Raw genomic sequence first — 11,520 nt, forward strand, 5'->3', positions numbered from 1 at the left:
CCGTAACCGAAGCCGCGCATGCGGCCGCTAATACCAGTTTCATGAGATCCTCCCAAATCCATGCAAGTCACGACGCGGGGATACTCCTCTTAGCTCCCTGCCGTCCGACTGCAGCGACTAAAATGCAATTGTCTCACGTTGTCAATGGAGATTTTTCGACCATATTGTGTCTAAACGACCGACRATGGAGGCAAACCCGCTTGCCCTGCTTGCCATTGGCTCGATCGTCCGCGATATGTTCACGCCGAATGGGAAGATGCAGATGGCAAATCAACGCGAAATCGCAAAACGGGCTCAAACCTCCCTCAAGACCGTCTCAAGGGTCATCAACCRCGATCCTCTCGTGAACGCTGAGACGCGAGCCCGCATCGAGGCAATCATTGCGGAAATCGGGTATGAACCTCATGAAGCGGCACGTATGATGCGCTCGCAGCGCAGCAACGTGATCGGCTTTCTTGCCGACCGGGTCGCTACGACATCGTCGTCGATCGAGCTAGTTCGCGGCGCGCAGGATGTTGCCTGGGAATACGGCAAGCACATGATGCTCTTCAACATCGAGCAAGGTACCCCCAGCCAACAACTGGCAGATGCCCAGCTTGCCGCTTTCCGCGCGGAGGCCGTGATCTATGCTGCACGTTACCATCAGCCTATCGAGCTACCGGCCTCGGCGATTCCGAGAGTGCTGCTCAACTGTTTCGATCCGAACGGCGGCCAGAACGCGATCGTTCCGGACGACTTTCGTCTGGCGAAGGAGCTTGGAGATATTCTGTTCAGCCGCGGATACAAGCGCCCTGCGTTTCTCAATCTGACTGAGACCATTGTTGCAGCCGGACTGCGCGCTAGCGGCATCACCGAAGCTGCCAGGGAACACGGGTTCACCATGTCAGAACGTATCCATACATCCGTGGTGGAGAGCGACGGTAAGGTCACTTTCATTGCCGATCGCCTCCTTCCAGAGTTGATGAGGCTGCCCGAAGAAACCCGTCCGGACGTCATTATCTGCGGCCAGGACGTTCTGGCGATGGATGTGTATTTCGTACTCGCCGATCTGGGGCTTGCCGTTGGCCGCGACGTGGCCGTTGCAAGTTTCGATAACTGGGAGCCCATTGCAAGCCTCCTGAAGCCTGGCTTGTCAACGATGGAACTGCCCTATTACGATATGGGCCGCGCCGCGATGTTGGCCGCCATCAAATCGGATGCCGGCCCTCCCCGCACGATCCGTCTCCCGGGAAAATTCATCGAGCGCGCTTCCGCGTGATCATCGCGACCTGACAGGTCCGCACCTGTATGGCTCATTCGATCTCGCCTGCAAGGCAAAGACGCCACGCCCGCAGTTCTTAGCCGTTTTCGGGTAAGCGCGTTGCCTTCCCTGCGCCCATCATTCTTGCATGGAGCCACCGGTTTCTTGATGTCGGCGACCGAGGCTTGATTCCACGTGATTGACAACGCGAAATATTGGCGTTATTGCGATTGTCTCACGTTGTCATAGGGAGGTTTACGTGAAAATCAAGCTAATTGCCGCGACATGCGCTATCGCCTGCGCAGGGTCTACACATGCTTTCGCCGGCACCCTGACGGCGTGGGTGATCGACGGCGAATCCGAGCGGCCTTACTTCGAGCAACTAGAGACGGCCTTCAATGCGGCCTATGGAGCAAAAGGGACAACGCTCAAAGTCGTGCCGATTCCCGGCTACAATTCGGCCATCCAGGCCGCTGTGATGTCTGGAGGATTGCCCGACATCATCATGCTCGATGGTCCCAACATGGCTAATGCCGTCTGGGCGGGCACCATCCAGCCGTTGGATGATCTCGTTGATCGCGAGATTGTTGATGACCTGATGCCGGCAGTGAAGGAACAGGGCACCTACGGTCCGGATGGCAAGCTCTACCAGATCAGCCCCTACGATTCTTCGGTGCTGTTGTGGGGAAATCGCAAGCTTCTCAAGGAAGCCGGTATCGACATTCCAAAGACCGTGGATCAGGCATGGAACCGCGATCAGTTTCGTGAAGTCCTCGACAAGCTCTCGAGGGTCAAAGGTGTCCAGTGGCCCCTCGATCTCAAGCTGAGCTACGGCAACGACGAATGGTTGACCTATGGCTTTGCGCCATTCGTTCAGTCGAACGGCGGCGACATCATCGACCGCCAGGCGTGGAAAGCCGAGGGCAMAACGAATTCACCGGCCAATATCGATGCGCTCACCGAACTGCAGACATGGTTCAACAAGGGCTGGATCGTTCCCGCAAGTGGTGGCGACAACAAGTTCTATGGAGAAAAGAGTGCTGCTCTCGTCTGGGTCGGAAACTGGATGTGGGCTGCGCACAAGCGCGGTCTCGGCGAAGACCTGGTGCTGATACCGGCCCCGAGCTTCGGCCCCAAAGGTGCTAAAACTCCGAATGGTGGCTGGGGATGGGGTGTGCCCGTCACGTCGAAGAATACCGCCGACATCAAACTCTTCCTGAACTTTGCGATGTCTCCAGAACAGGTGGCGGCATATGCCGACACGACAGGTTACATCCCTTCGCGCAACGCATCCGTCCCCCTGTCCAAGTTGTACGGCAAAGGTGGCGAAGGCGAACTCTTCGTTGAAGAAGCCAAATGCTGCACGGTCGTGCGCCCGGTCTATCCGGGTTATCCGGTGATCACGACGGCCTGGAAGACTGCCGTGTTGAACATCTTCACGGGCAAGACCGACGTGAAGGAGGAACTCGACACGGCCGCCCGGGCGATCGACCAGGATATCGAAGACAACTCGGGCTACCCGCCCTTCGGAAAATGACCGTAGTGGTGCGGCGGCGCAAGCCGCCGCAGACACAACCGCGTCGCTGAAAATCTGGAATTACCCATATGCCGGCTGAGAAATCGTCTCGCAGTCAAGAGTTGATGATGCTCTTGCCTGCCGTCACCCTGTTGCTGACCATCGTCATTCTGCCCTTTGCACTCTCGATCTATTTCTCGTTTACCGACCAGCGTCTGACCCCCAGGCCGATCCCGACGAGAGTAGTTGGATTGACCAATTTCGCGCGCATGATTGCCGACCCTCTTTTTTGGAAGGCGCTTGGCAACACATTCGTCTTCACGATCCTGGTAACACCGTTCCAGCTGGCACTGTCGCTCGCGGTCGCGATGATCCTGAACGCCGCGATCCCCTTGCGCGCTTTCTTCCGGACAGTCGCCATCATTCCTCTCCTGCTTCCGATGACCGTCGTCGTCGCGATCTGGGCCGTGATGTACCGGATTCCKAACGGGCCGCTCAACAGCATCGTTCAAACTTTTGCGGGCTCCTCTGCCTATGTCGACTGGCTCGGCAGCGCCTCGACGGCCATGTTGTCGATCGTCCTTCTCTCTGCCTGGGCGACATTTCCCTACCAGATGCTGATCTACCTGGCCGGGCTCCAGGAAATTCCAAACGATCTGTACGAGGCCGCGACGCTCGACGGCGCGAAAAGATGGCAGCAGTTCCGCTACGTGACCTGGCCCGGCCTGCGAAACGTGAACATATTCCAGCTCATCATTACGACTATCGGTGCGCTGAAGCTGTTCACCCAGGTCGACATGCTGACAAAGGGTGGCCCGAACGGAGCGACGACCACCGTCATTCACTACATGTACCAGCAAGGCTTCCTGTCCCAGAAAGTCGGCTACGCCTCGGCCGTCGCCGTCGTCTTCTTCCTTGTGGTCTGCACAATCGCCCTCATTCAGCGACGTGTGCTCCGGAACGAAGGGGACGCGTGAGATGGCGAAGACTTCCCAACGATCCGAAACGAACGGCCGTTTTCTCGCACTGGCCTGCGCCGGCGTGATGGCGCTTGGGGTGCTGTTGCCGCTCCTGATGATGGTGACGATCAGTCTCAATCCGGACGAGCAGGACATCATGGTGAGCATGGGCGCGCTACGCTCGTTCATTCCGGAGGTGGTCTCGCTTCAGAACTACTTCGAGGTATGGGCTGATCCGGCCCATCCCTTCCTGCGCTACCTCGGCAACACTCTCTTGATCACCAGCCTGACGTTGCTGTTTTCGATCCTTTTCAACTCGATGGCCGCGTTTGTCCTGGCGCAGGGAACTCTGAAGATACGCGGGCCACTGATGATCCTGATCCTGGCGAGCTTGGCCATTCCGGCCGAGAGCCTTGTACTGCCGCAGCTGATCATGGCGGGATGGGCAGGCATCATCGACACCTATCAGGTCCAGATCCTGCCTGGTGTTGCGAATGCGATGTCAATCTTCCTGTTCTATCAATTTTTTGCCAGATTGCCCAAGGAACTGATCGAAGCGGCCAAGATCGACGGCTTCTCGTTCTTTCAGATCTTTCGCTACATCGCGCTTCCGCTTTCGAAGCCCGTGGTGTCGGCGATCGCCATCCTCCAGTTCCTTGAAATCTGGAACTCCTACCTTTGGCCGGTCATGGTGACGCGTGGACCCGAGCACCGTCCGCTGTCAGTCGCGATGTCCGCCTATTTCAGCAGCAACCTGCAATCCTGGGGGAACATCATGGCCTTCGCCGTCTCCATGGCGATCCCGGCAGTCCTCTTCTTCCTCATTGTCCAAAAACAGTTCATCGCGTCCGTGACGAGCACCGGTGTCAAAGGCTAAACATGTTCAATCAACGCTTGGAAAAATTCCGCCCCCAACTCCACTTCTCCGCTCATCACTGGATCAACGATCCAAACGGCCTGATCTATGTGGATGGCATCTATCATGCGTTCTATCAATGTGATCCGGATGGCTTTGTCCACGGGCCTATGCATTGGGGGCACGCAAGCACGGCTGATTTCGTCACGTGGAAGCACCACGAGATCGCGCTTTTCCCGGATCAGAATGGCGCCTGCTGGTCGGGATCGGCTATCAGAACCAAAGAAGGCGACATCAAGCTCCTCTACACCTCCCACCTCGTTGACGAGAACGGCCGCGATTTCCAGCAACAATGGCTCGTGCATGTCGACAGATCTCTGTCCAGGTTCGAAAAAGAACTGACAAATCCCGTCATCAAGAACAATGGGCTTGCCTGCTTTCGCGATCCGAAGGTCTTCTGGCACGAGGAGACCGGCCGCTGGATCATGGCGTTGTCGCATGGCGAGAGCATGGGCCAGTCCGTCGGCTTCCATTCGTCCGCCGACCTCGTCAACTGGCATTTCGAAAGCGTGTTCGGTGAGAACCATGGCCGGCATGGCGATGGTTCCTGGGAGTGCCCAGACCTCCTTCAGTTGTCGGCTCCCGATGGCAGCCAGCACTGGATTCTGGTCGTGGGTATCGGCAGCCCGGCTTATGGTGCGGGATCCGGCACGATGTATTTCATCGGGCAGTTCGATGGATGCGAATTCACGAACGCCAATCCGCCCGAAGCGGAGCTGTGGCTTGACTACGGCCGGGACTATTACGCCGCTCAAAGCTTTTTTGGCGTCCATGGGGATGCTCCGCTGGTTCTTGCCTGGGCGAACAACTGGAAGTACGCGCAGAAACCCGTCACAACGGGCTTCAACGGTTTGCTTTCACTGCCACGTCACCTGAAGCTTGTCGAAACGCCACACGGACTCAGAGTAGGTTCCTACGTGCCTGCGCAAGTGAAGAACGCCTTTCCGCAGATTTCACTTTCAGACCTGCCAACACAACCCTCGGCCGGCGTTTACCGCCTGTCCGGGAGGGTCTCACTGTCAATCGGCGAGACAAAGGTCCTCACTCTTTTCGGTGACGTTGCCCCCCAGTTCAAATTCACTCGCAACGAAGGCGGCACGGTCGCGCTGCGTCAGCTGCGTGCCCCTATGGAAGGACGGCCGGAATTCGGGCACGACTACGTCATCCCGCTTGGTGAAATGTCCGACTTCGACCTCGAAGTCTTTGTCGACAACGGAGTTGTCGAGTTGAACGTGAATGAGCTCATCTGGAGCACCAATATCTACCACCCGGATCAGCCGGCCGGCCGGATACAATTTGGGGCCGCATCCAGTGATACCGAGTTGGAGGCATCCTTGTGCCTCAAAGCGCTTTAACGGAGGAGATCGAATTGGCAGCTGTTGAATTTAGAAAAGTCCGCAAGAGCTTTGGCAGCGTGGACGTGATTCCCGAGCTTAACCTGGCTATCAAGGACGGTTCTTTTACCGTTCTGGTCGGTCCGTCCGGCTGCGGCAAGTCGACGATGTTGCGCATGATCGCAGGGCTGGAAACCACGAGTTCCGGTGCGCTGTTGATCGGTGGTGACGACGTGACACATCGCAACCCGTCGGAGCGTGGGATTGCGATGGTTTTCCAGTCATACGCGCTCTACCCGCACATGACGGTCGCCGACAATATAGGCTTTGGCCTGAAACTCGCTGGCCTCCCCAAACCGGAGATCCAGAAACGCGTTTCGGATGCGGCCGGTATCCTTCAGCTGGAAAAGCTGCTCGAGCGTAAGCCGCGCCAGCTGTCGGGAGGTCAACGGCAGCGTGTCGCGATCGGCCGCGCGATCGTGCGCCAGCCGAAGGTGTTTCTTTTCGACGAGCCACTCTCAAACCTCGACGCCGCGCTTCGATCACAAATGCGCGTGGAACTGACGGAGCTCCACGAACGGATCGGTGCGACGATGATCTACGTGACCCATGACCAGGTGGAAGCCATGACGATGGCCGATCAGATTGTCGTCTTGAACGGTGGCCGCATCGAGCAGACAGGAACACCCGCGGAACTCTACCGTCAGCCGAAAACGCCTTTTGTCGCGGGCTTCATCGGGTCGCCGCGAATGAACTTCATCGAGGGGGCCTTTGCCAAATCAAGGGGAGCCGATGTCATCGGCATGCGGCCCGAGGATATAGGCTTGTCTGCGAACGGCGGGCAATGGAAGGGACGCATCCGCCACAGCGAATTTCTGGGGTCGGAGACGTTGGTCTATGTCGAAGCAGAGGATCTCGGTCCGATTACGGTAAAGTCCCCGGGCGAGATGACAATTGCTCAGGGCGAGACGGTCTACCTCAATCTGGACCTTGCAAAGGCGCACGCGTTCAAGACCGGCCACAGGGTTCCCACAGCAGCCTAGCGGAAACCAAATTAGGCGGTAGAGAAAATGTCCGGCACCCTGGTCAGTGCCGGGCAACCAGCAATCCGGCTGGCGTGAACGCGGCATTGTGGTTTTTCATAAGACCGTCGGGCGCAGGCAGGAAGTTCGTTCCCACTATCTATTCAAGCCGAGCGCTGCGCTGTTTTCGCTGAATACTGAATGAGTTGACACCACCCMGCAAAATCCAAACCCGCAATTTGGAGCTGATCACTCGCGCGGCATTCGAAAACAAAAAAGCCTGCCGCGGGAGGAGGTGCGGCAGGCTTTTCCAAAAGAACCGAACAGCGACTGGGAGGAGGAGTGCCGCTGTTCCGACAGACGTCCCTTGGGAGGAGGAGTGGGCCGTCTGAAAAACGAAGCTCTGCGGGAGGAGGTGCATTGCTTCGATGGAGATGATCATACGCCAATCATGGGGGTTTCAAAGGCATTATGCTGCAGTGCAGCTATGCGCAAAATTCACACCTCGGAATCTGACGAGGAAAGTGGTCCGGCAAGAGACAATCCCGTCACCCTGAATCAAAAACGCCCGCGTCATCAGCGGGCGTCGTACAGTATCAAGCAATTATAGTCTGGCGGCCTTAGCGAGCGACCGATGCGCGGGCAACGCTGCGGATATCGGCCCGGTCGATACCGATGTCCTGCAGTTCGCGGGCAGACATGCGGCCGAGTTCGCCAACGGTCTGACGGAACTTGCGCCAGTCGTTGAAGGAGCGTGCTACGTTCATGATAATCCCCTTTCCTGAGGCTCTGACGTCAGCAACCTTGCTTGGCTCCGGCGTCGTTTCGATGATTGGAATATAGGCCGTTCAATCGATTTAAAACAGCGACAATTCGTCAGGCCACCCATGCAGTTGACGCATTGCTTGTGCCCCGCTCGATCCGCTACCAGCTCAGCATCGCCAAGCTGCCGCTCGCCAAGGACATTGATGACTTCGCCGGTGCGCCGGTCATTGAATCCCTGGTGCGGGAGCTGGCTACCGGAACCTTCGTCGCCGCCAGCGGTAGTCGATTCGAGCGGCCGGTATCCCATCAACGGCCCTGCCTTGCATTCAACGGCATGCGCCTCTTTATCAGCCAGAGCACACCAGCGAGATCGACGATGCCCGCAAGCGCGCGACTAAGGTTGTTATAGTTCGAGCGACCGGACTGACGGGGCCTATGAGAGACATCCACAAACCTGATACTCCAGCCCTCCCGAAGCATCATCGCAGGCATAAAGCGGTGGAGGTGGTCGAAGAATGGCAGGTCAAGGTAGGCGCATCGGCGGAAAAGTTTCAACGCGCACCCGGAGTCCCGTGTACCGTCGTTGAGGACCGCGCTGCGGATGCCGTTGGCGATGCGTGAGGCCCATCTCTTGGCGACCCTGTCGCGGCGAACCGTCCTTTGACCCTGCACGAGCCCGACCCGGCTATCGTCAGTACCGGAGATCGCATCGATTAGCCGAAGGATCTGGTCCGGTGGATTCTGCCCGTCGCCGTCCAGGGTCACAATCCACTCGTAGCGCGCCGCTTTGACTCCAGACCTGATCGCAGACGACTGCCCAGCACGATTTTGATGCCGGATCAAATGGATCCGGGCGTCCTCAACGGCCATTTCCGCGATGATCGCAGCCGTCTTATCTGAGGAACCATCGTCGACACCAATCACCTCGATATCGAAATCTTGCAAGGCGTCGAGGATTTCGAGGAGTACAGCTTTCACTGCACCTTCTTCATTCAGAAACGGAACGACAACACTGAGGGAGTGCAAAGGCATGTCAGCTATTCACCTTGAAGTATCGCCGCGGCTCACCCAAACGCCATATTGCCCGTCGCGAAAAGCGATGGTTTCCTCGGGCAACCCTTCCGGATKAGAGCGATCAATGCGCGCTAGGAGCGCGCGACCGGGGACCTCTGAGAGCCAGGCCGTTGCCGCTGCGACACCGTCGATCTCTGTAACCGGTCGCGTCAATCGGCCTGCGAATGTAAATTCGCCGGCATAGTCGCCGTCGAGAATCGCGATACCCTTGTCCTCATGCGGCGCAAGTGCGATCGCCACGAAGGCCGTATCGTAAGCAAGCCCCGGAGCGCCGAAGAGAAAAGCGCAATCGAAAACAACGATGAGAGCGGGGCCAGCAAGATAGGCCCCCACGGAACGCCATTTGACCATCGCGAGCGCGAGCACAACGAGGGCGATGCCGCTAGCGCTAAACAACCATGATGGTTCGGCCAGAGTGCCAAGGCGATCGATGTGCAAGGCCGACGAGCCGACTGCGATGAAGCCGACGCCGAGTGCAGCAGGAAACAACGCGGCAGCCTTGCCAGAGAAGGTCCGTTCGCCATGTTGTCGCGCCAAAAACAAGGCGATTGCCGGAAAAGACGGCAAAAGGTAGTGGATCTGCTTGCCGCTAATCAGGCTGAATAACAGCAGCGGAACGCCGAACCATATTGCGACAAGGCGCAATCCGGGGTCGCGGTAGTCGACCTCGTTCCCGATTGTGCGCCAGATGCCAGCTGACCAGAACCAAGGCCACAAAAAGAGAGGCAGTAGAGCCAAAAAGAACCACCATGGCCGGACATGGGCGAAGGAATCGACCATTCGTCCCGCATGCTGCTGCCAAAGGACTGCATCGCGGTAATCCGGCCCGGCGGTGAGGATCGCCGGAACGAGCCAGAGCCCAATCAACACTAACCCGACCGACAACGCCAGCGCCGTACCCAATGACGCCCGACGGAACGATACCTGCCACCAGAACGGAGCTGAGAGGGCCAGGGGCAATAAGTATACGAGAACAACGGGGCCCTTTGAAAACCCGCCGAGCGCCATCGCGGCCCCCAATCCGACCCATGCCAATGCAGATTGCGACGCGAAAGTAAGGGCGTACACGCCGAGCACGACCGAAAGCGTCAGCATGGCGTCGAACATTGTCAGTCCTGCAAATGCCGTGAACGCAGCAGAGCACGCCAGAATCAGTGCGGCGTGTCCACCGAGCCAGGGTTCCGACGGCCAAATCCGCCTACCRATCAGACTCGTGACGCCAACTGCGGCGACGCCGAACGATGGGCCTATCAGCCGTGCAGGAAACTCGCTAACGCCGAAAATCGACCAGGCAACATTAATGAGCCAAAACAGCAGCGGGGGCTTGTGGGAGTAGATCTGCCAGTTCAGATGCGGCACCAACCAGTCCCCGGACAGTCGCATCTCCCACGCGACCGCGATGTAGCGCGTCTCATCGACCGGAAGTAGCGGGCGACAGACGATTCCGAACGCGGCGACGGCCACGAAGATTGCCATCGCCGCGGTGGTCCGGTCCTTGCTCATGCCAATTCAGCCGCATCGCGGCGAATGAGCACCAGGTTGCGGACATACACTACAAGACCGAGACTTTGGCCGAGAATGTAAACGGGATCCGACCGCCAGACGGCATATGCGAGCAGCAAAGTTCCGCCACCAATGCTGAACCACCAGAACGAGTAGGGAATGAGGCTCTTCCTGTTGCGTTCACTGATGATCCACTGGACCATGAAACGCGCCGAAAAGAGAAACTGGCCTAGGAAGCCGATCGTCAGCCAGATTGTCGTGTCTGTCATTGCGCAAGTCCCGCCCTGCAATTGCTTCTCCGGGCGAAAAGAAATACGCCTTCCTGACAGCAACCTGAACGACTACACTTTTAAGTGTTGCGAACGGCCTTGACTGTGCCCCTTGTCGAAGCAGACGACAATCTCCGCCCCCTTGGACCTTGAACAAGAAGGGGCCGTCACAATCAGCTTGTGCGTTCCGATACTTACCGCGACGGCCGTGGCCGGCGTCTTTGCTCGTCCCACATTCTGGGCGGACTGTCGATGATAACGGCGCGCGCGCCGGTAACCCACAGGGGAGCAACGTTGTCGGCGCTGTTTCTGATTGCCTATCTCGCCCAAGCCGTTGTGACACTCACCCTCGGCAGGATCGCCACCCTGCTGGAGACAGCCGTCGATATCGGGGTTGCCACGGTCACTGTGCTCGCAGCCATGACCTGGCTGCTCGACCTCGCCAGAAAGAAGGCGTGCAGAGCCGCCCACGATGCGCGTCCTGGGGAGGCTCCGTCACAGGACTGCGCGTGAAGACGCAGTCCTGCCCCGTCGGACTTTTACCGCTTTTCGCCGACGCACCATCCATCCTGCATTCTCAGAACGGATAGTGCTGATGCGGGTCTTCGACCGTTATCCAGCGCAGGTCCGTGAACTCGGCGATGGCGGCTTTGCCGCCGAAGCGCCCGTAACCCGAATTCTTTACACCGCCGAATGGCATTTGCGCTTCATCATGCACCGTCGGTCCGTTGATGTGGCAAATTCCGCTTTCGATGCGGGCCGCAACGGCCATGGCGCGCTGGATGTCGCGGCTGTAGACGGAGGCGGACAGGCCATATTCCGTGTCGTTGGCGACCGCGACGGCTTCGTCCTCGTTCTTCACGCGGATCACCGGTTTTACCGGGCCGAAGCTCTCCTCGTCATAGACACGCATGCCTGGCCT

General features: G+C 58.2%; 12 protein-coding genes and 1 pseudogene. 8 read left to right on the forward strand and 5 right to left on the reverse strand.

Features of this window, described 5'->3' with window-relative positions; all coding sequences use genetic code 11:
* The first annotated feature begins 184 nt into the window (after positions 1–184).
* From AC1D17_RS25590 to AC1D17_RS25615, 6 genes are all read left to right on the forward strand, one after another.
* Positions 185–1,258 carry a LacI family DNA-binding transcriptional regulator gene (locus AC1D17_RS25590; protein ID WP_477568094.1) on the forward strand — a complete coding sequence of 358 codons (1,074 nt, stop codon included), beginning with the start codon at positions 185–187 and terminating at the stop codon, positions 1,256–1,258.
* Positions 1,259–1,499: 241 nt separating this feature from the next.
* Positions 1,500–2,777, forward strand: a complete 1,278-nt coding sequence (locus AC1D17_RS25595; RefSeq protein WP_477568095.1) for a sugar ABC transporter substrate-binding protein — start codon at positions 1,500–1,502, stop codon at positions 2,775–2,777.
* Between the two features lie 107 nt (positions 2,778–2,884).
* Positions 2,885–3,733 (forward strand): carbohydrate ABC transporter permease, encoded by an 849-nt coding sequence (locus AC1D17_RS25600; RefSeq protein WP_477568096.1) that lies wholly within the window; start codon positions 2,885–2,887, stop codon positions 3,731–3,733.
* Between the two features lies 1 nt (position 3,734).
* A complete protein-coding gene (locus AC1D17_RS25605; RefSeq protein WP_477568097.1) occupies positions 3,735–4,592 on the forward strand; it encodes a carbohydrate ABC transporter permease in 858 nt (285 codons plus the stop codon).
* Between the two features lie 2 nt (positions 4,593–4,594).
* Complete coding sequence (locus AC1D17_RS25610) at positions 4,595–5,986, forward strand: glycoside hydrolase family 32 protein (protein WP_477568098.1); 1,392 nt, start codon at positions 4,595–4,597, stop codon at positions 5,984–5,986.
* A gap of 14 nt (positions 5,987–6,000) precedes the next feature.
* The gene (locus AC1D17_RS25615; RefSeq protein ID WP_477568099.1) at positions 6,001–7,008 is read left to right on the forward strand and encodes an ABC transporter ATP-binding protein; all 1,008 of its coding nucleotides are present in this window, start codon (positions 6,001–6,003) and stop codon (positions 7,006–7,008) included.
* A 599-nt stretch (positions 7,009–7,607) separates the two neighbouring features.
* Here the strand turns inward: AC1D17_RS25615 and AC1D17_RS25620 are convergent.
* Positions 7,608–7,754, reverse strand: coding sequence for a DUF1127 domain-containing protein (locus tag AC1D17_RS25620; protein ID WP_477568100.1), 147 nt, complete (start codon positions 7,752–7,754; stop codon positions 7,608–7,610).
* A gap of 146 nt (positions 7,755–7,900) precedes the next feature.
* Here AC1D17_RS25620 and AC1D17_RS25625 point away from each other — a divergent pair.
* Positions 7,901–8,023: pseudogene (locus AC1D17_RS25625) on the forward strand (IS21-like element helper ATPase IstB); the annotation flags it as partial.
* Between the two features lie 35 nt (positions 8,024–8,058).
* Here the strand turns inward: AC1D17_RS25625 and AC1D17_RS25630 are convergent.
* The 3 genes from AC1D17_RS25630 to AC1D17_RS25640 are packed head-to-tail and all read right to left on the reverse strand — an operon-like array spanning position 8,059 to position 10,598.
* Entirely contained in the window at positions 8,059–8,784 is a 726-nt protein-coding gene (locus AC1D17_RS25630; protein ID WP_477568101.1) for a glycosyltransferase family 2 protein, read from the reverse strand.
* A 9-nt stretch (positions 8,785–8,793) separates the two neighbouring features.
* On the reverse strand, positions 8,794–10,329 hold the full coding sequence (locus AC1D17_RS25635) for an ArnT family glycosyltransferase (protein WP_477568102.1): 1,536 nt from the start codon (positions 10,327–10,329) through the stop codon (positions 8,794–8,796).
* Positions 10,326–10,598 carry a lipid-A-disaccharide synthase N-terminal domain-containing protein gene (locus tag AC1D17_RS25640; RefSeq protein WP_477568103.1) on the reverse strand — a complete coding sequence of 91 codons (273 nt, stop codon included), beginning with the start codon at positions 10,596–10,598 and terminating at the stop codon, positions 10,326–10,328. The genes AC1D17_RS25635 and AC1D17_RS25640 overlap by 4 nt, the downstream gene beginning before the upstream one ends.
* A gap of 252 nt (positions 10,599–10,850) precedes the next feature.
* Here AC1D17_RS25640 and AC1D17_RS25645 point away from each other — a divergent pair, with 252 nt between their 5' ends.
* Positions 10,851–11,111, forward strand: a complete 261-nt coding sequence (locus tag AC1D17_RS25645) for a hypothetical protein (protein ID WP_477568104.1) — start codon at positions 10,851–10,853, stop codon at positions 11,109–11,111.
* Positions 11,112–11,175: 64 nt separating this feature from the next.
* Here the strand turns inward: AC1D17_RS25645 and AC1D17_RS25650 are convergent.
* The coding region (locus AC1D17_RS25650) for an aldehyde dehydrogenase family protein (RefSeq protein ID WP_477568105.1) at positions 11,176–11,520 on the reverse strand (345 nt) is incomplete at its 5' end.

It is taken from the genome of Pararhizobium sp. P1_E7, from assembly GCF_056405855.1.

Coding starts and splice junctions, on each gene's coding strand:
- AC1D17_RS25605 (WP_477568097.1), top strand. CDS start 3,735: ATGGCGAAGACTTCCCAACGATCCGAAACGAACGGCCGTTTTCTCGCA.
- AC1D17_RS25610 (WP_477568098.1), top strand. CDS start 4,595: ATGTTCAATCAACGCTTGGAAAAATTCCGCCCCCAACTCCACTTCTCC.
- AC1D17_RS25620 (WP_477568100.1), bottom strand. CDS start 7,754: ATGAACGTAGCACGCTCCTTCAACGACTGGCGCAAGTTCCGTCAGACC.
- AC1D17_RS25630 (WP_477568101.1), bottom strand. CDS start 8,784: ATGCCTTTGCACTCCCTCAGTGTTGTCGTTCCGTTTCTGAATGAAGAA.
- AC1D17_RS25640 (WP_477568103.1), bottom strand. CDS start 10,598: ATGACAGACACGACAATCTGGCTGACGATCGGCTTCCTAGGCCAGTTT.
- AC1D17_RS25645 (WP_477568104.1), top strand. CDS start 10,851: ATGATAACGGCGCGCGCGCCGGTAACCCACAGGGGAGCAACGTTGTCG.